A 25,625-nucleotide genomic window follows, 5' to 3' on the forward strand; every position below is an offset into this window, starting at 1 on the left:
CACGACATGATTGGTCGGAAGCCGGCATTTTTGCCGGCTTATTCCTTTTTTGCACGGTCTGGCTGGCGGTCATAATTGCACTCGTACAATTTTGTATCTATATTTTTCGTAACATGACCACCACGCCTCCCGATCCACTCGCTACGCGGCATGACGGCACCACGGATCCAGACGACCAGGCGCCGGTGGACGCGCACACTCAGCGCCTGCGCGACGAGAACCGCGCCCTGCGCGAGTTGCTGGCGGCGCAGGTGCAGGCCTCGCTCCCGCGGCCCAGCCTGTGCAAGCGGCTGGGCTGGGCGCTGATCAGCGCGCCCGGCGCCGCCCTGGTGCGCTGGCGCAGCCTGATCGGCCGCGAGGACGCCACCCCGATCACCGGCAAGCGCGTGGGCTACGCCACCCTGACCGTCCTCTACACGCTGGCGATCTATGGCGCGCTGGTGTTGCTGGTGGTGTCGTGGAGCACGCCGAATGCCGCGCGCACCGGCGTGAACGCCGCCGGGCCGGTGCGGGTGCCGCTGGACGGCCCGCCAAGCGCGGGCCAGAAAGCGGCGGGCGCCGCGGCCCCGACCGACTGGAACAGCAGCGACGGCGCCGCCGCTACGCCGCCCAGGGAAGCCGAACGGCCGCCCGTTCCAGAGCAGGCGCGGCAAGATACGTCCCAGGAGGACGACCCGGCAACCGCCACGCCGTCGGACCCGGCCGGCACGCCGGCCGCGCGTCCCGCCACCGCCGCCGGCGCCAATGCCGCGCCGCCTCCCGCCCGCGACCCCGCGCCAGACGCGCCCAAGCCGACGCTGCGGATCACCGAGATTCCCGCCGAGAATCCGCTGGCCTGGCTCGACAGCCTGAAAACCGAGCTGGCGCGCTGCGCCACCCTGGGCTTTTTCGACCGCCCCGATTGCGCCTGGGCCGCGCGCAAGCAATATTGCGGCCCCAACCAGGGTTGGGGTGCGGTCAAGGAATGCCCGTCGCAGCCTTGACGCCGACGCCGACGCCGACGCCGGAAAATTCTGCCGCGATGCCGCAAACTTTGCGATAATCGCTGAACCCCGGGCTTCGGCTCGGACAGCCTTCCACAGGACACCCGCCATGGATCTTTCCATCAGCAACACCGTGAACACCGGCCTGGCCATGCGCGACGCGCAACTGATGCAGGAAGTCCAGGCCCGCGTCACCAAGAAGGCCATCAACGCCCAGGCCGACACCGTCGCCACGCTGATGCAGTCGCTGCCGGTGGTCGCCATCGACGGCAAGATCGGCACCCGCATCAATACCCAGGCGTAAGCCGCGCCGGCGCGCGCGGCAACGATTGCCGCGCCCGGTCCTCCCGGCCCCTCTCTTCGGCCCCTTCTTCGCTCCCCCTTCGCGAGTCCCTGTTCCCGCCCGGGCTCCGGCCGTCAGGCCTCCAGGTGCCTGCGCATCAGTTCCTCGAACCACTCCAGAAAAACCGCCAGCCGTCTCGAGCGCTGCCGCCGGTGCGGATACAGCAGCGCCACCGGCATGGACGCGGCGCGATGCGCCGGCATGACCTCCACCAGTTCGCCGGCGTCCAGCAGGTGTTGCACGTCGAAGCGCGGAATCTGGATCAATCCCAGGCCCGCCAGGCAGCAGGCGATATAGCTTTCGGCATTGTTGACCACCACCCGGCTGGGCACCGTGATGGCCTGGCGGTCGCCGTCGCCGGCCGCCACCTCCCAGGGCAGTTCGCGGCCGGTGGTCGGCGAAGCGTATCCCACCATCCAGTGATCCGTCGGCAGCGTGTCCGGCGCCCGCGGCTCGCCCTGCTCACGCAGGTAGGCGGGGCTGGCGCAATTGACCAGGGCGATGTTGCCCAATGGCCGTGACACCAGGCTGCTGTCATGCAGCGCGCCGATGCGCACCGCGCAATCGACGCCTTCCTGGATCAGGTCGATGGCGCGGTCGCTGGACCCCAATGCCAGTTGCAGCCGGGGATGGCGCCGCAACAGGCCGGGCAACGCAGGCGCCACCAGGCGGCGCGCAATGCGGCTGGGCACGTCGACGTTGAGTCGCCCGGAAACCTGGCGCTGGCTTTGCTGGAACAGGTGGTCAATGTCCTCTACCTCGGCCAGCAACGGCCGCACCCGCTCCAGCAATTGGGCGCCGTCGGCGGTCAGGCGCACCTGGCGCGTGGTCCGGTGCAGCAGCCGCGCGCCCAACTGGGCCTCGAGCTGCTGCACGGCGGCCGAGACCGAGGCGCGCGGCAGCTCCAGCGCGTTCGCCGCCTTGATGAAGCTGCCCATCTCCGCCACCTGCGCGAAGACGCGGTACTGTTCGAATCTGTCCATGCTCCCCCGGGAGTCCCCCAGCGCCGGCGGCACGACGCCGCCCGTGACAGCATAGCCGGTTCGCGGGACATCGCAGACACGGGAAATGGCGCCCCCGCCAGGCAGGCCGGGCCAGACCCACGGGGCCTCGAATCGCGGGCGCCAGGCGCCCCCCGTGCGCCAGGCCGGTTACTTGGTGGTGTAGCCGCCGTTGATCAGAATGGTCTGGCCGGTGATCCACCAGCCGTCGCTGACCAGGTGGCGGATGAACGGCACCACGTCCTCGATGTCGGTCAGGCCGGTCTTGGAGAACGGCGACAGCGCGGCGGCGGTCTTGTGGTACGCCACGGCATCGGCGCCTTCGGCCGGATAGAAGAACGGCGTGTCCATCGGGCCGGGCCCGACCGCCGTCACCGAGATGCCGCGCGCGCCGAATTCCTTGGCGGCCGCGCGCGTGTAGTGCTCGACCGGCGCCTTGGAGCCGGCATAGGCGGCGTAGAACGGCGTGAACGCGCCCAGCAGCGAGGTCACCAGGGTGCAGACCTTGCCGTTGTCGTTGACGTGGCGGCCGGCCTCTTTCAGAAAGAAGAACGCCGACTTGGCGTTGACCGCGCTCATCTCGTCGTATTCGGCTTCGCTGATTTCGGTCAGCGGCTTCTTGAGCACCTTGCCGACGGTGTTGATGGCGATGTCGGGCCGGCCCACCGCCGCGACCGCGTCGGCGAACAGTTTCTCGACGGCGCCGGCCGTGGTCAGGTCGGCCTGGAATGCGACGCCCCTGGCGCCGGCGGCCTGGATCGCGGCCACGGTGGCGTCGGCGTCGGCCTTGGACGCCGCGCTGTTGTAGTGGATGGCGACGGCCTTGGCGCCCTGTTGCGCCAGGTCACGCGCGATCAGGCCGCCCAGGTTCTTGGCCCCGCCGGCGATCAGGACGACTTTGCCCTTGATGGAATGGTCTGCCATGGAAAATCTCCCGCATGTGTGTCGATGGAGATTCGATTCTAGGCAGCGGCGCGACCGGGATCAGCCGGGCATGGCCGGATGGATTATCCAGAAAAACGTCCCAATGAAAAACAGCCCGAAGGCCGGGAGGCGCTTCGGGCTGCGGTGCCTGCGTCCGGATGCAAGATCCGGCCCGTCAGGGTTTACTTCTTCTTCATCGGCGGCAGGTCGGTGCACACGCCTTCGGCCACTTCGGCCGCCATGCCCACCGATTCACCCAGCGTCGGGTGCGGGTGGATGGTCTTGGCGATGTCGATGACGTCCGCGCCCATTTCCACGGCCAGCGCCACTTCGCTGATCAGGTCGCCGGCATGGGTGCCGACGATGCCGCCGCCCAGGATGCGGTGCGTCTCGGCGTCGAACAGCAGCTTGGTGAAGCCTTCGTCGCGGCCGTTGGCGATGGCGCGGCCGGAAGCGGCCCACGGGAACACGCCCTTCTCGACCTTGATGCCCTGCTTCTTGGCTTCGTCTTCGGTCAGGCCGACCCACGCCACTTCCGGATCGGTGTAGGCCACCGACGGAATCACGCGGGCGTCGAAGAACGACTTCTGGCCGGCGGCGGCTTCGGCCGCCACGTGGCCTTCATGCACCGCCTTGTGCGCCAGCATCGGCTGGCCGACGATATCGCCGATGGCGAAGATGTGCGGCACGTTGGTGCGCATCTGGCGATCGACCTCGATGAAGCCGCGGTCGGTCACGGCCACGCCCGCCTTGTCGGCGCCGATCTTCTTGCCGTTGGGGCTGCGGCCCACGGCCTGGAGCACCAGGTCGTAGCGCTGCGGTTCCTTCGGCGCGCCCTCGCCCTCGAAGGTGACGTAGATGCCGTCTTTCCTGGCTTCCGCGCCGACCGTCTTGGTCTTGAGCATGATGTTGTCGAAGCGGCCGGCGTTCTTCTTCTGCCAGACCTTGACCAGGTCGCGGTCGGCGCCCTGCATCAGGCCGTCCAGCATTTCCACCACGTCCAGGCGCGCGCCCAGCGTGGAGTACACCGTGCCCATTTCCAGGCCGATGATGCCGCCACCGATGATCAGCATCTTCTTGGGGATTTCACGCAGCAGCAAGGCGCCGGTGGAATCGACGATGCGCTCGTCCTGCGGCAGGAACGGCAGCTTCACCGACTGGCTGCCGGCGGCGATGATGGCCTGCTTGAAGCGGATGGTCTGCGACTTGCCGTCGGCGCCCTTGACCGCCAGGTGGTTGGCATCGGCGAATTCGCCCACGCCCGTCACCACGGTCACCTTGCGCGCCTTGGCCATGCCGGCCAGGCCGCCGGTCAGCTTGGCGACCACGCTGTCCTTGTAGCCGCGCAGCTTGTCCAGATCGATCTTGGGTTCGCCGAAGCTGATGCCGTGGGCGGCCAGTTCGCGCGCCTCGTCGATGATGGCGGCGTTGTGCAGCAGCGCCTTGGACGGGATGCAGCCCACGTTCAGGCAGACGCCGCCCAGCGTGGCGTAGCGTTCGACCAGCACCACGGACAGGCCGAGGTCGGCGGCGCGGAAGGCGGCCGAATAGCCGCCGGGGCCCGCGCCCAGCACCAGCATGTCGTACTCGGCGTCGGCCGAACCCTTGAAGGTCGCGGCGGCGGGGGCCGCGGCGGCCGGCTTGGCTTCGGCCTTGGGGGCCTCGGCCTTGGCGGTTTCGGCCTTGGGCGCCTCCTTGGCGGCCGGGGCAGCCTCGGCCGCCTCGACTTCCAGAACCACCGAGCCTTCGGCGACCTTGTCGCCGACCTTGACGCTGATGGACTTGACCACGCCGCCCGTGGAGGCGGGGATTTCCATCGAGGCCTTGTCGGACTCGACCGTAATCAGGCTCTGCTCGGCCTTGATGGTATCGCCCACGGCGACCAGCACTTCGATGACTTCGACTTCCTTGAAGTCACCGATGTCCGGCACTTTGATTTGAACGGTATTGCTCATAGGGCTCCCCGTTTACAGCGCGATGCGGCGGAAGTCGGCCAGCAAGGCGCCCAGATAGGCGTTGAAGCGGGCAGCGGCGGCGCCGTCGATGACGCGGTGGTCATAGGACAGCGACAGCGGCACGATCAGGCGCGGCACGAACTGCTTGCCGTCCCAGACCGGCTTGTGCGACGAACGCGACACGCCCAGGATGGCCACTTCGGGCGCATTGATGATGGGCGTGAACGAGGTGCCGCCGATACCGCCCAGCGACGAGATCGAGAAGCAGCCGCCCTGCATGTCGGCCGGCGAGATCTTGCCTTCGCGCGCCTTCTTGGACAGGTCGGTCATTTCCTGGGCGATCTGCAGAATGCCCTTCTTGTCGGCATCGCGGATCACCGGCACCACCAGCCCGTTGGGCGTGTCGGCGGCGAAGCCGATGTGGTAATACTGCTTGAGCACCAGGTTGTCGCCATCCAGCGAGGCGTTGAATTCGGGGAACTTCTTCAGGGCCGCGACCACGGCCTTGATCAGGAAGGCCAGCATCGTGACCTTGATGCCCGACTTCTCGTTTTCCTTGTTCAGCGTGACGCGCAGCGCTTCCAGGTCGGTGATGTCCGCTTCGTCGTTGTTGGTGACGTGCGGGATCATGACCCAGTTGCGGTGCAGGTTCGCGCCGGAGATCTTCTTGATGCGCGACAGCGGCTTGGCTTCGACCGGGCCGAACTTGGTGAAGTCGACCTTGGGCCACGGCAGCAGGCCCAGCGCGGCGCCATCGGCCGAGCCACCGGCGGCGGCCACCGGGCCGGCGGCGAGCGCCTGCTTGACGAAACCGCGCACGTCGTCGGCGGTGATGCGGTCCTTGGGACCGGTGCCCTTGACCTTGCTCAGGTTCACGCCCAGTTCGCGGGCGAACTTGCGCACCGACGGCGAGGCGTGCGGCAGTTGGCCGGGCTTGAGGTTGGCGTCTTCCAGCGCGGCGGCGGGAGCCGGACGCGAGCCGGCGGCGGGCGTGGCCGGGGCGGCGGGCGCTTCGGCCTTGGCGGCCGGGGCTTCGGCCTTGGCCGGCGCGGCCTCTGCCTTGGCGGCCGGCGCGGCGGCGGGCGCGCTGCCCTCCACCACGACCACGACCGAGCCCTTGGCGACCTTGTCGCCGACCTTGACCTTCACTTCCTTGACCACCCCGCCCTGCGAGGCCGGGATCTCCATCGAGGCCTTGTCGGACTCGACGGTGATCAGGCTCTGCTCGGCCTTGATGGTGTCGCCGACGGCGACCATGACTTCGATGACTTCCACTTCCTTGAAGTCGCCGATGTCCGGCACTTCGATCTCGACCGGACCGCTGCTGGCGGCCGGCGCGGCGGCCTCGGCCTTGGCGGCGGGCGCGGCGGCGGCAGCCTGCTTCGGGGCTTCGGCCTTGGGCGCTTCCTTGGCGGCCGGAGCGGCGGCGGCGTCGGCCGCTTCCACCTCGAGCACCACGGCGCCTTCGGCGACCTTGTCGCCGACCTTGACCGCGATCGACTTCACCACCCCGCCCTGCGAGGCGGGGATTTCCATCGAGGCCTTGTCGGACTCGACGGTAATCAGGCTCTGCTCGGCCTTGATCGTGTCGCCCACCGCCACCAGCACTTCAATGACTTCCACTTCCTTGAAGTCGCCGATGTCGGGAACCTTGATTTGCACGACGTTGCTCATGTCTCTTTACCCTCAGGCGTATTGCGGGTTGGCTTTGTTCGGGTTGATGCCGTACTTCTTGATGGCTTCGGCCACCTTGGCAACCGGCACCTTGCCTTCGTCGGCCAGCGCGCGCAGCGCGGCGACCACGACGAAGTGGCGGTCCACTTCGAAGTGCTCACGCAGCTTGGCGCGGAAATCCGAACGGCCGAAACCGTCGGTGCCCAGCACCTTGTACTCGCGGCCCTTGGGCACGAACGGACGGATCTGGTCCGCAAACAGCTTCATGTAGTCGGTCGAGGCGATGATCGGGCCTTCCGTCTTGGCGAGCTGTTCCGTGACGTAGGCCACCTGCGGCTTCTTCTCGTCGGGGTGCAGCATGTTGTGGCGCTCGGCGTCCAGGCCGTTGCGGCGCAGTTCGGTGAAGCTGGTGACGCTCCACAGATCCGAGGCCACGCCCCAGTCGGCTTCCAGCAGTTCCTGGGCGGCCATGACTTCGCGCAGGATCGTGCCCGAGCCCATCAGTTGCACGCGGTTCTTGCCCTTGCCGTGCGACTTGAGCTTGTACATGCCCTTGATGATGCCTTCCTCGTCGCCGGCGGTCAGGCCAGGCTGCGGGTAGTTTTCGTTCATCACCGTCAGGTAGTAGTAGACGTTTTCCTGGTCTTCCACCATGCGCTTGAGGCCATGCTGGATGATCACGGCCAGTTCGTGGCCGAAGGTCGGGTCGTACGAGACGCAGTTGGGGATGGTCGAGGCCAGGATGTGGCTGTGGCCGTCTTCGTGCTGCAGGCCTTCGCCGTTGAGCGTGGTGCGCCCGGCGGTGCCGCCCAAGAGGAAGCCGCGCGCCTGCATGTCGCCGGCCGCCCAGGCCAGGTCGCCGATGCGCTGGAACCCGAACATCGAGTAGTAGATGAAGAACGGGATCATGATGCGGTTGTTCGAGGAGTACGACGTGGCCGCCGCGATCCACGAGCTCATCGCGCCCGCTTCGTTGATGCCTTCCTGCAGGAGCTGGCCGTCGGCCGCTTCCTTGTAGTACATGACCTGGTCCTTGTCGACCGGCACGTACTTCTGGCCTTCCGGCGCGTAGATGCCGATCTGGCGGAACAGCCCTTCCATGCCGAAGGTGCGCGATTCGTCGGCCAGGATCGGCACGACGCGCGGACCCAGTTCCTTGTCGCGCAGCACCTGGTTCAGGATGCGCACGAAGGCTTGCGTGGTGGAGATCTCACGGCCTTCGGCGGTGGGTTCCAGCACGGCCTTGAAGGCGTCCAGGGCCGGGGCCTTGAGCTGCTCGTCGGCCTTGGCGCGGCGGCGCGGCAGGTAGCCGCCCAGCGCGGCGCGGCGCTCGTGCAGGTACTTCATTTCGGGCGAGTCTTCCGCCGGCTTGAAGTACGGCAGGTCGGCCAGCTTGTCGTCCGGGATGGGGATGCCGAAGCGGTCGCGGAATTCGCGGATCGAGTCCAGTTCCAGCTTCTTCTGCTGGTGGGTCGGGTTCTTGGCCTGGCCCACGTGGCCCATGCCGTAGCCCTTGATGGTCTTGGCCAGGATGACGGTCGGCTGGCCTTCATGCTTGGAGGCGGCGTCGAACGCGGCGTAGACCTTGTGCGGATCGTGGCCGCCACGGTTCAGGCGCCAGATGTCCTCGTCGCTCATGCGCGAGACGGCTTCCAGCAGCTTGGGGTGCTTGCCGAAGAAATGCTCGCGCACGAACTTGCCGTCGTTGGCCTTGTACGCCTGGTACTCGCCGTCGACGGTTTCTTCCATGATCTTGCGCAGGATGCCTTCCTTGTCGTGCGCCAGCAGCGGATCCCAATAGCCGCCCCAGATCAGCTTGATCACGTTCCAGCCCGAACCGCGGAAGTCGCCTTCCAGTTCCTGGATGATCTTGCCGTTGCCGCGCACCGGACCGTCCAGGCGCTGCAGGTTGCAGTTGATGACGAAGATCAGGTTGTCGAGCTTTTCACGGGCCGCCAGGGCAATGGCGCCGAGCGACTCGGGTTCGTCCATTTCGCCGTCGCCGCAGAACACCCAGACCTTGCGCTTGCTCGTGTCGGCGATGCCGCGGGCGTGCAGGTACTTGAGGAAGCGGGCCTGGTAGATGGCCATCAACGGGCCCAGGCCCATCGACACCGTGGGGAACTGCCAGAAGTCCGGCATCAGCTTCGGATGCGGGTACGAGGACAGGCCCTTGCCGTCCACTTCCTGGCGGAAGTGGTTCAGTTGTTCTTCGGTCAGGCGGCCTTCGAGGTAGGCGCGGCCGTACATGCCGGGCGAGGTGTGGCCCTGGAAGTAGACCAGGTCGCCGCCGTGGTCTTCGGTTTCGGCGTGCCAGAAGTGGTTCTGGCCGCAGCCGATCATGGTGGCCAGCGAGGCGAACGAGGCGATGTGGCCGCCCAGGTCGCCGCCGTCCGGCGGGTTGTGCTTGTTGGCCTTGACCACCATGGCCATGGCGTTCCAGCGCACGTACGAGCGGATGCGCGATTCCAGTTCCAGGTTGCCCGGATGCGCCGGCTCCAGGCCGGGCGGAATCGTATTGACGTAAGCGGTGTTGGGCGAGAACGGGATGTGGGCGCCGGAACGACGGGCTTCGTCGATCAGGCGTTCCAGCAGGTAGTGCGCGCGCTGCGGTCCTTCGCGATCAAGGACTGCCGCCAGGGCTTCGAGCCACTCCTGGGTTTCTAGGGTGTCTTCGTCGTTGGCAGCCTGCACGGCGCCAGCCTGGGCGAAAGAGGACATCGTGTGTCTCCTGTTGGGGTTCGTTCGTGACCGCACCCGCTTATTTATCTACTCGCGGACACGCCATGGTAGTCGGGATCATCCGGGCTACCATGCCATGCATGGGTCGGGGTGTTGTGCTAGAGACCAGCTACTCGGGAGCGGTTTCCCTATCAGCCGGCATTCTAAGAAAGAAGATTAACCGGTCGCAAGGAAAATTTCATGTTGCGGTACGGCATTTCATAATGCGAAAATATGAACAGAAGCTGAAAAGGATGGAAGGCACTTTTTTAGCCCATCTCCCTTCTGAAGGGCTTGATTCCCGGCAATTCCCGCCGACACGCACTAAAATGCCCCCCACGCCGCGCCTTCGGCTTGCTGCCCCGCGGGGGCGTTTTCATCTTGAGGCGGCCTGGCGATGAAAAATGCCCGGCCTATCCGGCCCAAATTACATGTCCAGCGCGCCCAAGTCCAATATACCCACGCCGTTCCACGACCACGCCCGCACGCGCCGCCGCGGGGTGTACTGGGTCACGCCCGCGATGGTGCTGATCCTCTATATCTGTGTGATGGGGGTGTTCTTCTGGTTGCAGCGCATCCATGACGACAGCGTCATGTTCGTGACCATCGACCAGGAAATGCGGCAGCAGCGCCTGATCTGGGTCGTGCTGGCGCTGTCGTGCGTGATCGTCATCAGCCTGCTGATGCTGTGGCGCTATACGCGCTTCCGTTCCGCCGCCGAGGCCGCCCTGATCGCCGAGACCGGTTTCCGCCGCGCCATGGAGAACTCCATGTCCACCGGCATGCGCGTGCTGGACATGGAAGGCCGCATCGCCTACGTCAATCCGGCCTTCTGCCGCATGATCGGCTGGAACGAGGCCGACCTGATCGGCCGCAGCCCGCCCTTCCCCTACTGGGTGCCGGGCCGCCATGAACAGCACCAGCACACCCTGGACGTGCTGATGTCCGGCAAGACGCCCAGCAGCGGCCTGGAAGTCGAGGCCCAGCGCCGCGACGGCTCGCGCTTCACGGCGCGCATGTACGTGTCGCCGCTGCTGGACCCCAACGGCAACCAGATCGGCTGGATGACGTCGATGACCGACATCACCGAGCCCAAGCGCATCCGCGAGGCCCTGACCGCCGCGCACGAGCGCTTCATGACGGTGCTGGAAGGCCTGGACGACGCCATCTCGGTCACCGCCGACACCCACGACGGCCTGGAGCTGCTGTTCGCCAACCGCACCTACCGCCGCGTGTTCGGCGCCCAGACCGGCGGCCACGACGAGCTGCTGGCGGGCCGCCGCGGCCGCTTCACGGATGAATCCGTGGAAGTCTTCGCGCCTTCGGTGCAGCGCTGGTTCGAAGTGCACCACCGCATGCTGGCCTGGACCGACGGCCGCCGCGTGCGCATGCAGGTGGCGCGCGACATCACCGAACGCCGCACCCACGAAGAGGCCTCGCGCGTGCAGCAGGAAAAGATCCAGCTCACCAGCCGCCTGACCACCATGGGCGAGATGGCCTCGTCGCTGGCGCACGAACTGAACCAGCCGCTGACCGCCATCGCCAACTACAGCATGGGCGCGGTGGCGCTGGTCAAGGCCGGCCACACCAGCCCCAACATGCTGCTGCCGGCGCTGGAAAAAGCCGCCTCGCAGGCCGAGCGCGCCGGCAAGATCATCAGCCGCATCCGCGAATTCGTGAAGCGCAGCGAGCCGCGCCGCCAGCGCGTGGCGATCGGCCGCATCGTCGACAACGCCATCGGTTTTGCCGAGATCGACGCCCGCAAGCGCCGCATCCGCATCGACAGCTTCGTGCCGTCGAACGCGCCGGACGTGCTGGCCGACCCGATCCTGATCGAACAGGTGCTGCTGAACCTGCTCAAAAACGGCCTGGAAGCCATGGAAAAGAGCGAGTCCGACGAGCTCAAGGTGGCCGTGATCCTGCACGAGCAGCACATCGAGGTCGCGGTGGTCGACCGCGGCCATGGCCTGGCCGAGCCGGAGCGCCTGTTCGAGCCCTTCTTCAGCACCAAGACCCAGGGCCTGGGCATGGGACTGAATATCTGCCGTACCATTATCGAATCGCACCACGGCCGCCTGTGGGCGGACCCGAATCCCGCCGGCGGTACTATTTTCCGCTTTACCCTGCCCTGCGCTGCGTCTCAGACGCAGGCCCAGAATGATCAGTCCGAGGAGTTGCACGCATGAACACGCCCCACCTGTCGAGCACGGTATTCATTGTTGACGACGACGAAGCGGTCCGCGATTCGCTGCGCTGGCTGCTGGAGGCCAATGGCTACCGGGTTCGCGCCTACGCCAGCGGCGAGTCGTTCCTGGAAGACTATGACCCCAGCCAGATCGGCGTGCTGATCGCCGACGTGCGCATGCCCGGCATGAGCGGCCTGGAGCTGCAGGAACAACTGATCGCCCGCAACGCCCCCCTGCCCATCGTCTTCATCACCGGCCACGGCGACGTGCCGATGGCCGTGTCGACCATGAAGAAGGGGGCCGTCGACTTCCTCGAGAAGCCGTTCAACGAATCCGATCTGCGCGAAATCGTGGCGCGCATGCTGGAGCAGGCCACGCAGCGCGTGAGCAAGCACCAGGCCCAGAAAGACCACGAAGCCATGCTGGCGCGCCTGACCGCGCGCGAGCAGCAGGTGCTGGAGCGCATCGTCGCCGGCCGCTTGAACAAGCAGATCGCCGACGACCTCGGCATCAGCATCAAGACCGTCGAAGCGCACCGCGCCAACATCATGGAAAAACTTGAAGTGACCACCGTTGCCGACCTGATGAAAGTGGCCCTGGCCAAACCCGAGGCACACGCATGACCGCTAGGATCATCGACGGCGCCGCCCTGTCGCAGCGCATTCGCGAAGAAGTCGCCCAACGCGTCGCCGCCCTGGCCGCCAAGGGCACCCGCCCCGGCCTGGCCGTGGTGCTGGTGGGCGAAGACCCCGCCTCCCAGGTGTACGTGCGCAATAAAGTCGCGGCGTGCGAGAAGGCCGGGCTGCATTCCGTCAAGGAACAGTACCCCGCCGACATGACCGAGGCCGAACTGCTGGCCCGCATCGACAAGCTGAACCGCGATCCGTCCATCCACGGCATCCTGGTGCAGTTGCCGCTGCCCAAGCACATGGACGCGCACAAGGTCATCGAAGCCATCGCCGCCGAGAAGGACGTGGATGGCTTTCACGTCAGCAACGCCGGCCTGCTGATGACCGGCCAGCCGCTGTTCCGCCCCTGCACGCCCTACGGCGTGATGAAGATGCTGGAATCGGAAGGCGTGGCCCTGCGCGGCGCCGAGGCCGTGATCGTCGGCGCCAGCAACATCGTCGGCAAGCCCATGGCCATGCTGCTGCTGGCCGCCGGCGCCACCATCACCATCTGCAACTCCAAGACCCGCGACCTGGCGGCCCAGACCCGCCGCGCCGACGTGCTGGTGGTGGCCACCGGCAAGCCCGGCATGATCGACGGCTCGATGATCAAGCCCGGCGCGGTCGTCATCGACGTGGGCATCAACCGCGGCGCCGACGGCAAGCTGTGCGGCGACGTCGACTTCGCCTCCGCCAGCCAGGTGGCCGGCGCCATCACCCCCGTGCCGGGCGGTGTCGGCCCCATGACCATCGCCATGCTGCTGGTCAACACCGTCGAAGCGGCGGAACGGGCCGCCGCCTGAAGACCGGTCCCGCGCCCCGCCGTGGCACCCCTGTGGGTTTGCCCCGCGCCCTTCCGGGGGCCGGGGGCAAACCCACAGTCGTCTCTGGACCCGCCGCGCGGAACCGGGCGCGCCCAGGGCCGGCCCTTGCTTTTCGGCCTGCCGCCCCAACCTGATCCTTATGCCTGCCGGCGCGCTCGCTTGCTGCCCGCCCTCCTCTCACGCTATTGGTAACACCATGACCCAGAATCCCTTGCTCGCCCCCGTCTCAGAACTGGTCGACTACCAGGCGGTCAAGCCCGCTCACGTGGTGCCCGCCATCGAGGAACTGCTGGGCGTCGCCCGTCAGGCCGTGGACCGCGCCGCCGATCCGGCGCTGGCGCCCACCTGGGAAGCCGTGGTCGAGCCGCTGGATACCGCCTCCGAACGGCTGTGGCGCGCGTGGTCGGTGGCCGGCCACCTGAACGCCGTGGTCAACACGCCCGAACTGCGCGAGGCCTACAACGCCGCCCTGCCCCTGGTGACCGAGTTCTCGACCTGGGTCGGCCTGCACGAAGGCCTGTACCAGCAGTACCAGCGCCTGGCCGCCGCGCCCGATTTCGCCTCGTGGTCGCCGGTGCGCCGCCGCATCGTCGAGATGGCGCTGCGCGACTTCCGCCTGAGCGGCGTCGAACTGCGCGGCGCCGACCGCGAGCGCTACGCCGCGATTTCCGACCGCGAAGCGCAGGCCTCGCAGAAATTCTCCGAGAACGTGCTGGACGCCATCGACGCCTGGTCGCTGCTGATCGAGGACGAGGCCCGCCTGGCCGGCATTCCCGCCGACGTGCGGGCCGCCGCGCGCGCCGCCGCCGAGGAAGACGGCAAGCCGGGCTGGAAGCTGACGCTGAAGATGCCCTGCTACCTGCCCGTCATGCAGTACGCGCAGGACCGCTCGCTGCGCGAGGCGCTGTATCGCGGCTACGGCACGGTGGCGTCCGAACAGGGCGATGCCCGGTTCGACAACTCGCCCCTGATCGAGGAACTGCTGGCCCTGCGCGCCGAGGAATCCACCCTGCTGGGCCTGGGCACCTTCGCCGCGCTGCGGCTGCAGACGCGCATGGCGCGCGACGCCAAGGAGGTCACCACCTTCCTGCGCGACCTGGCCGCCCGCGCCAAGCCCTACGCCCAGCGCGACCTGGCCGAGCTGAAGGCCTACGCCGCGGCCGAACTCGGCCTGGCCGAATTGCAGCCGTGGGACGTGGCCTATGCCTCCGAGCGCCTGCGCGAGTCGCGCTACGCCTACTCCGAAGACGAGGTGAAGCAGTACTTCACCGAGCCGCGCGTGCTGGCCGGCCTGTTCGAAGTGATCGAGACGCTGTTCGACGTGCGCCTGGCCGAAACGCCGGTGTCGTCGTGGCATGCCGATGTGCGCGGCGTGCGCGTCGAAAGCCCCCAGGGCGACCTGATCGGCTACCTCTACCTGGACCTGTACGCCCGCGCCGGCAAGCAGAGCGGCGCCTGGGTCGACAGCGAGCGCACCCGCCGCGTGGTCGCCGGCCGTGTGCAGACGCCGATCGCCTACCTGACCTGCAATTTCTCGCGCCCCAACGGCGACCGCGCCGCCGTGCTGACGCACGATGACGTCATCACCCTGTTCCACGAAACCGGCCATGCCCTGCACGCGCTGCTGTCGGAAGTGGACGAGCCCGGCGCCGCCGCCTTCGCCAGCGTCGAATGGGACGCCATCGAACTGCCTTCGCAATTCATGGAGAACTTCTGCTGGGAATGGGCGGTGGTGCAGAAGCTGTCGGCCCACGTCGACAGCGGCGAACCGCTGCCGCGCGCGCTCTACGACCGCCTGGTCGCGGCCCGCAACTATCAGAGCGGCATGCAGACCGTGCGCCAGATCGAGTTCGCGCTGTTCGACATGTTGATGCACGACCGCGCCAAGGGCGCCAGCATCAGCGAAGTGCTGGCCCTGCTGCAGGAAGTGCGCGCCGAGGTCGCGGTGCTGTTCCCGCCGGCCTGGCACCGCCTGCCGCATGCCTTCTCGCACCTGTTCGCGGGCGGCTACGGCGCCGGCTACTACAGCTACAAGTGGGCCGAGGTGCTGTCCGCCGACGCCTACGAGGCGTTCGAGGAAGCCGCGGCCAGGCAGGCCGGCAACGCCCTGGGCACGCTCGATCCGGCCACCGGCGCGCGTTTCCGCCGCGAAGTGCTGGCCGTCGGCGGCTCGCGTCCCGCGGCCGAGTCGTTCGCGGCCTTCCGCGGCCGCGCCCCGCGCATCGATGCGCTGCTGCGCCACAGCGGCATGAGCGCGGGTTGATCGATTCGCGCATGATCCATGGCCCGCTTGCGAGCGGGCCATTTTTTTGGCTGGCCGCGCTAGCGCTCCCCCGGCCGGCGCGCCGATACCACCAGCCAGTTCCCATGCGCCGACGGTTCCGAGCCGGCCTGGCGCCAGAAGTGGCGGCTGTCCTCGTCCTGCGCGTGTTTCAGGCGCGCCCGGCAATAGCGCCGCGCGGGCCAGGCCAGCAGATGATCGAGCCAGCGCCCTTGCCTGGTTTCGGCCACGGAATGCAGGGTGATGTCGTGGAATCCATGGTGCGCCAGCAATTGATGCAGTTGGGCAAAGCCCAGGGGGAACAGCGCGCCTTCCGTGCGCGCCGCGGCGCTCCAGGGATCGACGTGCACACCGCGCAGCAGCGCCCGCAGGCGGACCCGCACGCGGCCCGCGTTGGGCGTGGTCAGAACCAGCGTGCCGCCCGGGCGCAGCGCGTCATGAAAGCCGCGCACCAGCAGTCCGGGGTTGGACGCCAGGTGGATCGCTTCGCTGCAGACCACGGCGTCGTAGGGCACGGCCGCGGGCAGCGGCGTTTCAAGGTCATGCACGGTCAGGCGCCGGTAGCCATTGGCCGAGGCCGGCAACCCGGCCGGACCGATGCCATCGAGTTCGACATCGCGTCCGGTCGCCGGGCGCACCATGTCGCCCAGCCAGCCACGGTTGCAAGGCGCGTCCAGCACACGCCCCGCCAGGCGGCTGCGCAGGATGTCGAGCACCACGGGGTAATACGGAAAATAGGGATAGCCCAGCGCATGACTGGCCGCGGTGTTCATAGAGTGGCACCTCGCCGGTAACTGACAATATCCTGACTGTAGCTGTCAACAACCGTTCGCATGGCCCGATTTGCCACTTCTCCAACAATATTTCGACAAAGCTTCACAAGTGCGCCGCACGCGCCTTGCGGCGGGACAAACACCAGCGTTGGCGGCGCGCGGCCAACGCGCCGCCAACGGGTAGAATCGACGGGTTTATCCCTCCAACCGGCGATGGAACCCATGCGACACCTGCTTACCGGACGCGCCTGGCGCGGCCTCTTCCTGGCCCTGTGCATGCTGCTTGCCGCTTGCGGCGACCGCAATGTCGATTGGACGCTCTACAACGTCAAGGGCCACCTGCCCGATCTGAAGTTCTCGCTGCCGGGCGCCGGCGGCAAGACCGTCAGCAGCGACGACCTCAAGGGCAAGACCGTGCTGCTGTTCTTCGGCTACGCCAGTTGCCCGGACATCTGCCCCACCACCATGGCGCAGTTGACGGCGGTACTGCAGAACCTGGGCGACAAGGCGCGCGACGTGCGCATCGTGTTCGTCAGCGTCGACCCGCACCGCGACACGCCGGATATCCTGCAGGCCTACGTCAACGCCTTCAACAGCAACGCCATTGGCGTCACCGGCAACGAAAAGCAGGTGGCCGACCTGGCGCGCCGCTACCGCGTGGCCTACCAGATCGAAAAGCCCCGTCCCGGCGATGACGCCGACCAGTACGAAGTGACCCACAGCCGCGGCGTGTACATTTTCGACAATCAGGGCCGCGCCCGCCTGCTGGCCTCGGACACCGACAGCATCGAGGCGATGACCAAGGACCTGCGCCAGTTGATCGACCTGACTTCGTAAGGCGGGGTGCAACATTGCTGCATGGGCCATGCGGCGCAGCATGTTGCGTCCAGGCCCCAAACACCAGTTGTTACAGCCCCGCTGGCGCGCGCGTGGGTAATATCAGGGCACATCGCCCTTTACCCTCGCAAGGAGTACGCGCATGAGCATCATCATCATGATCATCGTCGGCTTCATCGTCGGGCTGCTCGCCCGCGCGATCATGCCCGGAGACCAGAACATGGGGATCATCATGACCACCATACTGGGCATCGTGGGCGCGGTCGTGGCCGGCTTCCTCGGCCAGAAGCTGGGCTGGTACGCCCCGGGCGAACCGGCCGGCTGGATCGGCTCGGTGGTCGGCGCGATCATCGTCCTGTTCGTGGTCGGCCTGATCGCCAAGAAACGCACCTGACGCGCCGCGCGCGCACCACGCAAAGCGGGCCGATCGAAAGATCGGCCCGCTTTTTTTCGCTGTCGGACTGCCCGGGGATCAGCCCCGCTGGCCGTTGGCGGCGGGCGCGGCGTCCGGCGCCGGCTGCGCCGCCGTGACGGTGCGCTCGGTCCAGCCGCCGCCCAGCACCTTGTACAAGGTGACCAGGTTCGACAGCCGCGCCAGGCGCGTATCGACCAGCGCCTGCTGCGCGGTATAGAGCGAACGCTGCGAATCGAGCACCGTCAGGTAGTCGTCGATGCCCTGGCGGAAGCGCTGCTCGGACAGGTCATAGGCGCGCTGGTTGGCGGCCACCAGCAGTTGCTGCGCCTGGATCTGCTCGTCCAGCGTGCCGCGGCCGGCGAGCGCGTCGGCCACTTCGCGAAATCCCGTCTGGATCGTTTTCTCGTACTGCGCGATCTGGATGTTCTTCTGCACCTTGGCCAGGTCCAAGCCCGCCAGCAGCGAGCCGCCGGCGAAGATCGGCACCGTGATCTGCGGCACGAAGCTCCAGGCGCCCGAACCCGCGTTGAACAAGCCGCCCAGGCTGGCGCTGGCGGTGCCGGCGTTGCCCGTCAGGCTGATGGTCGGAAAGAATGCGGCGCGGGCCGCGCCGATGTTGGCATTGGCGCCCTTGAGCTGGTGCTCGGCGGCGCGGATGTCCGGACGGCGCGCCAGCAGCTCGGACGGCAGGCCGGCCGGCAGCGCGGTCGGCAGCATGCCGTCGTCAAGCTTGACGGCGTTGTCCAGCGCCGCCGAGATCTCCGGCGACAGCGGCTGGCCCACCAGCAGCACCAGCGCGTTGCGGTCCTGCGCGGCCTGGCGCGTGTACTGCGACAGGTTGCGCTGGGCGGTGCGCAGCGACACTTCGGCCTGGCTCAGGTCGAGCGCGGTGGACAGGCCCTGGTCGTAGCTCTGCTTGGTGAGCTTGTAGGAATCATCCTGGCTCTTGAGCGTGTCGCGCGTCAGGCTCAGCAACTCCTGGTCGGCGCGCAGCGTCAGGTAGGCGTTGGCCACTTCGGCGATCAGCGTCAGTTGGGTCGCGGTGCGGGTTTCGTCCAGCGCCAGGTACGATTCCAGCGCCTTGTCGCTCAGGCTGCGGATGCGGCCGAACAGGTCCAGCTCCCACGAGGACAGCGCGGCGCCGACCTGGTAGTTGTGGCTGGTGGTGGCCTGGCCGCTGGGCGACAGGTCGGCCGGCGTGCGCTGGGCGGTTTCCTTGCCGGCGATGCCGACGCTGGGCAGCAGGTCGGCGCGCTGGATGCGGTACTGGGCCCGCGCGGCCTCGACGTTCAAGGCCGCCACGCGCAGGTCGCGGTTATTGGCCAGCGACTGCTCGATCAGTTGCTGGAGCAAGGGATCGGCGAAGAAGTCGCGCCAGCCGATGTCGGCGGTGGCCACCGGACCGGCGGCATCGGCCTTGTAGGCCGGGCCGGCCGGATAGGCCGCCGAGACCGGCGCGTCGGGCCGTTCGTAGGTCGGGGCCAGCGAGCAGCCCGCCAGGGCCGCCGCCAGGGAAAGGGAAACCAGGGTTCTCATCTGCAGCTTCATTGCGGTTTTCCTTCGACGGACACGTCCTGCGCGTCGTTGGCGCTGGGGTCGTGCGGATCGCGTCGCGCGCTCATGCGTTCCACCTTGAACAGGCGCAGCATGATCACGAAGAACGCGGGGACGAAGAAGATGGCCAGGAAGGTCGCGGTCAGCATGCCGCCGATCACGCCCGTGCCGATGGCGTTCTGGCTGCCCGAACCGGCGCCCGAGGAGATCGCGAGCGGCACCACGCCCAGAATGAACGCCAGCGACGTCATCAGGATCGGGCGCAGGCGCTGGCGGGCGGCGTGGATCGCCGATTCCGTCAGGCTCGCCCCGGCCTCGTAGTGCTCCTTGGCGAACTCCACGATCAGGATGGCGTTCTTGGCCGCCAGCCCGATCGTTGTCAGCAGGCCCACCTGGAAGTACACGTCGTTGGACAGGCCGCGCAGCAGCGTCGCGCCCAGCGCCCCGATGATGCCCAGGGGCACCACCAGCATGACCGCGGACGGAATCGTCCAGCTTTCATACAGCGCCGCCAGGCACAGGAACACCACGATCAGCGAGATCGCGTACAGCGCCGGCGCCTGGGCGCCCGACAGGCGTTCTTCGTACGACATGCCGGTCCACTCGAAGCCCACGCCGGTGGGCAGCTTGCTGGCGATGCGTTCCATCTCGTCCATGGCCGCGCCCGAGCTGTAGCCCGGCGCCGCGCCGCCCTGGATGTTGTACGAAGGCACGCCGTTGTAGCGGTTCAGCTTCTGCGGGCCGAAGCTCCAGGTGGCCTTGGCGAACGCCGAGAACGGCACCATGTCGCCATCCTTGTTGCGCACGTACCATTTGTCCAGGTCTTCGGGCAGCATGCGGGCCGAGGCCTCGCCCTGCGCGAACACCTTCTTGACGCGGCCGCGGTCGATGAAGTCGTTGACGTACGACGAACCCCAGGCGGTGGACAGCGTGCTGTTGATGTCCGACACGGCCACGCCCAGCGCGCGCGCCTTTTCGCGGTCGATGTCGAGCTGGTACTGCGGCGCGTCCTCGATGCCGTTGGGGCGCACGCCCTGCAGGATCTTGCTCTGCGCCGCCTCGCCCAGCAACTGGTTGCGCGCGGCCAGCAGTTTTTCATGGCCCACGCCGGCGCGGTCCATCAACTGGAAGTCGAAACCGTCGACGTTGCCCAGTTCCATCACCGAAGGCGGCGGCACCACGAACAGTTGGGCGTCGCGCTCGGTCTTGCGGAAGTGCGCATTGGCGCGCGCCGCCACGGCGGCCGCCTTGAGATTGGCGGCGCCGCGGTCTTCCCAGTCGCGCAGCTTGATGAACAGGATCGAGGCATTCTGGCCGCGGCCGCCGAAGTTGAAGCCGTTGACCGCGAACACCGAGGTGACGGCATCCTTCTCTTCGGTCAGCAGGTAGTTGGTGGCCTCGTCGATGACGGCCTTGGTGCGCTCGGCGGTGGCGCCGGCGGGCGTCTGGATCTGGGCGAACAGGATGCCCTGGTCCTCGGCCGGCAGGAACGCGGTCGGGATGCGGGTGAACAGCCAGCCCATGGCGATGACGATGGCCAGGTACACCACCATCAGGCGCTTGGTGCGGCCCAGGCCGCGCGCCACGGTATTGGCGTAGGCGTGGCTGCTGCGGTCGAAACTGCGGTTGAACCAGCCGAAGAAGCCGCGCTTGGTGCCATGGTGGCCCTTCGGGATGGGCTTGAGCAGCGTGGCGCACAGCGCCGGCGTGAAGACGATGGCGACGATCACCGACAGCACCATCGAGGACACGATGGTGATGGAGAACTGGCGATAGATCACGCCAGTCGAGCCGCCGAAGAACGCCATCGGGATGAACACCGCGGCCAGCACCATGGCGATGCCGATCAGCGCGCCGGTGATCTGGGTCATGGACTTGCGCGTGGCCTGCTTGGGCGTGAGGCCCTCCTCGGCCATCACCCGCTCGACGTTTTCCACCACCACGATGGCGTCGTCCACCAGCAGGCCGATGGCCAGCACCATGCCGAACATGGTCAGGGTGTTGATGGAATAGCCGAACGCGGCCAGCACGCCGAAGGTGCCCAGCAGCACCACCGGCACCGCCAGCGTCGGGATCAGTGTGGCGCGGAAGTTCTGCAGGAACAGGTACATCACCAGGAACACCAGGATGATGGCTTCCACCAGCGTCTTGAACACTTCCTCGATCGACAGGCTGACGAAAGGCGTGGTGTCGTACGGATAGACCACGTCCATGCCCGGCGGGAAGTACGGCTTCAGGTTGTTGATGGTGTCACGCACCGCCTGCGCCGTATCGAGCGCGTTGGCGCCGGGGGCCAGCTTGATCGCCAGGCCCGAGGCGGGCTTGCCGTTGTAGTAGCTGTCGATGGCGTAGGTCTGGCCGCCCAGTTCGATGCGGGCGACGTTGGCCAGGCGCACCTGGGAACCGTCGGCATTGACCTTGAGCAGGATGCGGCCGAAGTCTTCCGGCTTTTCCAGGCGCGAGGGGCCGATGATGGTGGCGTTGAGCTGCTGGCCGCGCACCGCGGGCAGGCCGCCCAACTGGCCGGACGACACCTGGACGTTCTGTTCCTTGATGGCGTTGACCACGTCGACCGTGGTCAGGCCGTAGTTCACCAGCTTGGCCGGATCCAGCCAGATGCGCATGGCGTACTGCGAGCCAAACAACTGGAAGTCACCCACGCCCTGCGTGCGGCTGATGGGATCCTGGACGTACGAGGCGACGTAGTCGGCCAGATCGTCCTTGGTCATCGTGCCGTCGGTGGACACGAAGCCCGCCACGATCAGGAAGTTCTTGGTGGCCTTGGTGACGCGGATGCCCTGCTGCTGCACTTCCTGCGGCAAGAGCGGCTGCGCCAGCGACAGCTTGTTCTGCACCTGCACCTGCGCGGTGTCGGGGTTGGTGCCCTGGCGGAACGTCAGCGTGATGGACATGCTGCCGTCGGCGTTGCTTTCCGAGGAGATGTACTCCAGGCCGTCGAGGCCGTTCATCTGCTGCTCGATCACCTGCACCACGGTGTCCTGCACCGTCTGCGCCGAGGCGCCCGGGTAGGTCACCGCGATGCCGATGGCCGGCGGCGCGATGTTCGGATACTGCGAAACCGGCAGCTTCAGGATGGACAACGCGCCGGCCATCATCAGCACGATCGCGATCACCCATGCGAAAACCGGTCTATCGATAAAAAACTTTGCCATGCAAGGCTCCCTGACTACTGCTTGGCCGCCGCGGCGCCCGCCTGCGGTTGCTGCGCCGGCTTGGCGCTGGCTTCAGAGGCAACCACCTCGACGCCCGGGCGCACCATCTGCACGCCTTCCACGATGACCTTGTCACCGGCCTTCAGGCCGTCGGTGACCAGCCACTGGTCGCCAATGGCGCGGTCGGTCTTGATTTCACGCAGTTCCACTTTGTTCTCGGCATTGACCACCAGCGCCGTCGGCAGGCCGCGCTGGTTGCGCGTCACGCCGCGTTGCGGCACCAGCAGGCCGTCGGCGGCAACCCCGTCGACCAGGCGGGCGCGCACGAACATGCCGGGCAACAGGCGGCGGTCCGGGTTGGGGAACACCGCGCGCAGCGTGACCGAGCCGGTGCCCGGGTCGACGGTGACTTCGGAGAACTGCAGCTTGCCCTGCTGGGTGTATTGCGAGCCGTCTTCCAGCGTCAGCGTGACCAGCGCGGCCTGCTCGCCCTCGGCCTTCTTCAGTTGACCGCTGGAGAGCGCGTTCTGCAGGCGCAGCAATTGCACGCTGGACTGGGTCACGTCGACGTAGATGGGGTCGATCTGCTGCACGGCGGCCAGGGCCGTGGCCTGGTTGGCCGTGACCAGCGCGCCCTCGGTGACGGAGGAACGGCCGATGATGCCGCTGATCGGCGACAGCACCTTGGTGTAGACCAGGTTGATGCGCGCGGTGTCGAGCGCGGCCTTGGCCGACAGCACGTCGGCGACGGCCTGGTCGCGCGCCGCCACGGCGTTGTCGTAGGTCTGCTGGCTGACGGCGCGGGTGGCCACCAGCGGCTTGTAGCGTTCGGCCAGCAGCGCGGCGGTCTTCTGCTGCGCCTGGGCACGCGCCAGGGCGGCCTTCTGGCTGTCGAAGCTGGCCTGGTAGAGCGCGGGGTCGATCTGGTAGAGCTGGTCGCCGGCCTTGACCTCGCCGCCCTCGGTGAACAGGCGCTTCTGCACGATGCCGTTGACCTGCGGCCGCACTTCGGCGACGCGGAACGGCGAGGTGCGGCCCGGCAATTCAGTGGTCAGGGAAACCGGCTTGGTGGTGAGCGTGACGACCGTCACCTGCGGCTTGCCCGCCTGGGGTGCTTCCTGTTTCTTGCCGCAAGCGGCCAACGTCAGGGCCGATGCCGTCAGCGTAAGCACCGCCGCACCGCGCCACATCGCGCTTTTCTTGTTCATAGATTGCATTCCCGATTTCCAACTAAAAAGGTAGCGTCATACCCGCCCGCCGTGGCCTGCGCCCGCGGGGCGACCGCGGTGTCCGCCGGGCAACCGGCGACAGCAACGGCGCCACCCGGACCGCGCATCGTTGCGGCTCGTGAGGATTGACTGGGGTGTGGTTTCGCCTCAGACATTCAGGCAGGGCTTCGACGCTTTGCTGCATTGCAGAATCGGCATTTTGCGTTATCCCGCCCGAGAAACAAAGAGGCATATTGAGAAAACATCATTCCAGATATGGGACAATAAATCGCCCCATCGTGTGACAGAATCCCTTCCATGAAACGTCTACAAGGCATGGAACTCTTCGTGGAAGTCGCCAAGACGCACAGTTTTAGCCGTGCGGCGGCCGCCCTGGGGGTGCCCAAATCGACATTGTCTCGCCAGGTGGCCGAACTGGAACGGTCGGTGGGCCTGCGCCTGCTCAGCCGCACCACCCGCAAGGTGGAGCTGACCGACGCCGGCCGGCTGTATTTCGAGCGCTGCCAGCGCATCGTCGCCGAGGCCCAGATCGCCCACGAGGAACTGCAGAAGCTGGTCGACACGCCGTCCGGCCCCCTGCGGGTGAACATGCCGGCCGATTTCGGCACCGATTTCCTGGCTGAATCGTTCATGGAATTCTCGCGCCGTTATCCCGACGTCACGTTTTTCCTGGATCTTGCCAATCCCGATCACGCGCAACGCGTGTTCCAGACCTGCGATATTTCCATCGAGATCGGCGAACTGCCCGATTCGACGCAGATCGCGAGACTGCTGGGCATGCTGCCCGCCCATCTGTACGCCTCGCGCGAATACCTGGAGAAGCACGGGGAACCGAAGCACCCCAGCGACCTGACCCGCCACGAGTGCATCGAGTTCCGCGCCGAAGGCGCCGGCCGCGTCACCCGCTGGCCGCTGAACAGCGGCGACCAGCACATCCAGTTCACGCCCGGCAACCGCTTTTCCGTGAACGGCGTGGCCATGGCCCGGCGCCTGGCGATGCTGGGCGCCGGCATCACCGTGCTGGTCGGCGGCCAGACCGCCGAACAGAAATCGGGCCAGTTGCGGCGCGTGCTGCCGGACTGGCAGTTGGGACCGTTCCCGGTGTATGCCGTCACGGAAACCCGGCTGCTGCCCGCCAAGACCCGGATCTTCATCGAATTCCTGATGGAGCGCCTGGGCGGAGACGGGCAGGCGAAGGATACCGCGCCGTTCATGAAATGACGGCGGCTCGGAAACAGACTGAAAAACTTGCTCGCGGCCGGGCGGTGGCGGCCCGGCAAGCGCGCGCCGGCGCCGGGCCGGCGCCGCGTTCAGAAGCGTTCGTCGTCGCGCAGGTAGCGCCACTGGCCCAGCGGCAGGTCGCCCAGGGCCACGCGGCCGATGCGCACGCGTTTCAGGCCCACCACCTTCAGCCCGACCAGTTCGCACATGCGGCGGATCTGGCGTTTCTTGCCCTCGCGCAGCACGAAGCGCAACTGGTCGTGGTTCTGCCAGCGCACCTGGGCCGGCTTGAGCGCCTTGCCGTCCAGCGACAGGCCGTGGTTCAGCAGCGCGAGACCGTTCTCGGACAGTTCGCCCTGCACCCGCACCAGGTATTCCTTGTCGATGCTGGAATCTTCGCCGATCAGCAGCTTGGCCACGCGGCCGTCCTGCGTGAGCACCAGGAGCCCCTGCGAATCGATGTCCAGCCGCCCGGCCACGGCCAGGCCGTCCAGGTGGCCGCGCTCGAAGCGCTGCGGGCTGCGGTCGCCGGCAAAGCGCGAACGCGCGTCGATCAGCGCCACCGCGGGCGTGTAGCCCTTTTCGGCCTGCCCCGAGACGTAGCCCACCGGCTTGTTGATGAGGATGGTGACGCGCGACGTCTGGCGCGCCTGCGCGGCGCGTTCCAGCGTAATGACCTGGTGCGGGAAGGCGCGCGCGCCCAGCTCGGACACCACCTCGCCGTCGACCCGCACCCAGCCGCGCTCGATATAGCTGTCGGCCTCGCGGCGCGAACAGAGTCCACGCTCGGACATGAGCTTGGAGATTCGTACTTTTTCCATGGCCGGTATTGTATGCGCAGGCCCCGCCCGCGCCGCCGCCCT

Annotated in this window: 19 protein-coding genes; 9 read left to right on the top strand and 10 right to left on the bottom strand. The window is 67.3% G+C overall.

Going from position 1 to position 25,625, the window contains the following annotated elements:
* The first annotated feature begins 113 nt into the window (after positions 1-113).
* Together SB816_RS15005 and SB816_RS15010 are read left to right on the top strand one after the other, a co-directional pair.
* Positions 114-983: a hypothetical protein gene (locus SB816_RS15005; protein ID WP_410547227.1), complete on the top strand. Its 870-nt coding sequence runs from the start codon at positions 114-116 to the stop codon at positions 981-983.
* Between the two features lie 109 nt (positions 984-1,092).
* Positions 1,093-1,287: a putative motility protein gene (locus SB816_RS15010; protein WP_054431993.1), complete on the top strand. Its 195-nt coding sequence runs from the start codon at positions 1,093-1,095 to the stop codon at positions 1,285-1,287.
* A 113-nt stretch (positions 1,288-1,400) separates the two neighbouring features.
* Here SB816_RS15010 and SB816_RS15015 read toward each other — a convergent pair whose 3' ends face one another.
* From SB816_RS15015 to aceE, 5 genes are all read right to left on the bottom strand, one after another.
* Entirely contained in the window at positions 1,401-2,309 is a 909-nt protein-coding gene (locus SB816_RS15015) for a LysR family transcriptional regulator (protein WP_054418566.1), read from the bottom strand.
* Positions 2,310-2,477: 168 nt separating this feature from the next.
* Positions 2,478-3,251 (bottom strand): SDR family oxidoreductase, encoded by a 774-nt coding sequence (locus SB816_RS15020; protein ID WP_054418568.1) that lies wholly within the window; start codon positions 3,249-3,251, stop codon positions 2,478-2,480.
* 182 nt (positions 3,252-3,433) lie between these two features.
* Positions 3,434-5,206 (bottom strand): dihydrolipoyl dehydrogenase, encoded by a 1,773-nt coding sequence (gene lpdA / locus SB816_RS15025; RefSeq protein ID WP_054504145.1) that lies wholly within the window; start codon positions 5,204-5,206, stop codon positions 3,434-3,436.
* Positions 5,207-5,218: 12 nt separating this feature from the next.
* Positions 5,219-6,880, bottom strand: coding sequence for a dihydrolipoyllysine-residue acetyltransferase (gene aceF, locus SB816_RS15030; RefSeq protein WP_144655777.1), 1,662 nt, complete (start codon positions 6,878-6,880; stop codon positions 5,219-5,221).
* 12 nt (positions 6,881-6,892) lie between these two features.
* The gene (aceE, locus tag SB816_RS15035; RefSeq protein ID WP_064525520.1) at positions 6,893-9,601 is read right to left on the bottom strand and encodes a pyruvate dehydrogenase (acetyl-transferring), homodimeric type; all 2,709 of its coding nucleotides are present in this window, start codon (positions 9,599-9,601) and stop codon (positions 6,893-6,895) included.
* 431 nt (positions 9,602-10,032) lie between these two features.
* Here aceE and SB816_RS15040 point away from each other — a divergent pair, with 431 nt between their 5' ends.
* The 4 genes from SB816_RS15040 to SB816_RS15055 all read left to right on the top strand — a co-directional run bounded on the left by SB816_RS15040 (position 10,033) and on the right by SB816_RS15055 (position 15,542).
* The gene (locus tag SB816_RS15040) at positions 10,033-11,787 is read left to right on the top strand and encodes a PAS domain S-box protein (RefSeq protein WP_020927319.1); all 1,755 of its coding nucleotides are present in this window, start codon (positions 10,033-10,035) and stop codon (positions 11,785-11,787) included.
* A complete protein-coding gene (locus tag SB816_RS15045; protein WP_020927318.1) occupies positions 11,784-12,410 on the top strand; it encodes a response regulator transcription factor in 627 nt (208 codons plus the stop codon). Before SB816_RS15040 ends, SB816_RS15045 begins: the two co-directional genes overlap by 4 nt.
* Positions 12,407-13,258, top strand: coding sequence for a bifunctional methylenetetrahydrofolate dehydrogenase/methenyltetrahydrofolate cyclohydrolase FolD (gene folD / locus SB816_RS15050; protein ID WP_024068618.1), 852 nt, complete (start codon positions 12,407-12,409; stop codon positions 13,256-13,258). The genes SB816_RS15045 and folD overlap by 4 nt, the downstream gene beginning before the upstream one ends.
* A 217-nt stretch (positions 13,259-13,475) precedes the next feature.
* On the top strand, positions 13,476-15,542 hold the full coding sequence (locus tag SB816_RS15055) for a M3 family metallopeptidase (protein WP_336236228.1): 2,067 nt from the start codon (positions 13,476-13,478) through the stop codon (positions 15,540-15,542).
* Positions 15,543-15,601: 59 nt separating this feature from the next.
* On the opposite strand, the gene SB816_RS15060 is transcribed toward SB816_RS15055, so the two are convergent.
* Entirely contained in the window at positions 15,602-16,333 is a 732-nt protein-coding gene (locus SB816_RS15060; RefSeq protein WP_081273498.1) for a class I SAM-dependent methyltransferase, read from the bottom strand.
* Positions 16,334-16,555: 222 nt separating this feature from the next.
* Here SB816_RS15060 and SB816_RS15065 point away from each other — a divergent pair, with 222 nt between their 5' ends.
* A complete protein-coding gene (locus SB816_RS15065) occupies positions 16,556-17,170 on the top strand; it encodes an SCO family protein (RefSeq protein WP_054504173.1) in 615 nt (204 codons plus the stop codon).
* Between the two features lie 142 nt (positions 17,171-17,312).
* Complete coding sequence (locus tag SB816_RS15070; RefSeq protein WP_049074432.1) at positions 17,313-17,564, top strand: GlsB/YeaQ/YmgE family stress response membrane protein; 252 nt, start codon at positions 17,313-17,315, stop codon at positions 17,562-17,564.
* Between the two features lie 78 nt (positions 17,565-17,642).
* Here the strand turns inward: SB816_RS15070 and adeC are convergent, their stop codons facing one another.
* The 3 genes from adeC to SB816_RS15085 are packed head-to-tail and all read right to left on the bottom strand — an operon-like array spanning position 17,643 to position 23,520.
* Positions 17,643-19,133 carry an AdeC/AdeK/OprM family multidrug efflux complex outer membrane factor gene (gene adeC / locus SB816_RS15075; protein ID WP_064525522.1) on the bottom strand — a complete coding sequence of 497 codons (1,491 nt, stop codon included), beginning with the start codon at positions 19,131-19,133 and terminating at the stop codon, positions 17,643-17,645.
* Positions 19,130-22,312 (bottom strand): efflux RND transporter permease subunit, encoded by a 3,183-nt coding sequence (locus tag SB816_RS15080; protein WP_054504140.1) that lies wholly within the window; start codon positions 22,310-22,312, stop codon positions 19,130-19,132. Before SB816_RS15080 ends, adeC begins: the two co-directional genes overlap by 4 nt.
* Positions 22,313-22,326: 14 nt before the next feature.
* On the bottom strand, positions 22,327-23,520 hold the full coding sequence (locus SB816_RS15085; protein ID WP_049074437.1) for an efflux RND transporter periplasmic adaptor subunit: 1,194 nt from the start codon (positions 23,518-23,520) through the stop codon (positions 22,327-22,329).
* Positions 23,521-23,856: 336 nt separating this feature from the next.
* Here SB816_RS15085 and SB816_RS15090 point away from each other — a divergent pair, with 336 nt between their 5' ends.
* Positions 23,857-24,762 carry a LysR family transcriptional regulator gene (locus SB816_RS15090; RefSeq protein ID WP_006394388.1) on the top strand — a complete coding sequence of 302 codons (906 nt, stop codon included), beginning with the start codon at positions 23,857-23,859 and terminating at the stop codon, positions 24,760-24,762.
* Between the two features lie 89 nt (positions 24,763-24,851).
* Here SB816_RS15090 and SB816_RS15095 read toward each other — a convergent pair whose 3' ends face one another.
* Positions 24,852-25,583 carry a pseudouridine synthase gene (locus tag SB816_RS15095; protein ID WP_054504139.1) on the bottom strand — a complete coding sequence of 244 codons (732 nt, stop codon included), beginning with the start codon at positions 25,581-25,583 and terminating at the stop codon, positions 24,852-24,854.
* Between the last annotated feature and the right edge of the window lie 42 nt (positions 25,584-25,625).

This window comes from Achromobacter sp. SIMBA_011, from assembly GCF_046535435.1.
GTDB classification, from domain to species: Bacteria; Pseudomonadota; Gammaproteobacteria; order Burkholderiales; family Burkholderiaceae_B; genus Achromobacter; species Achromobacter dolens.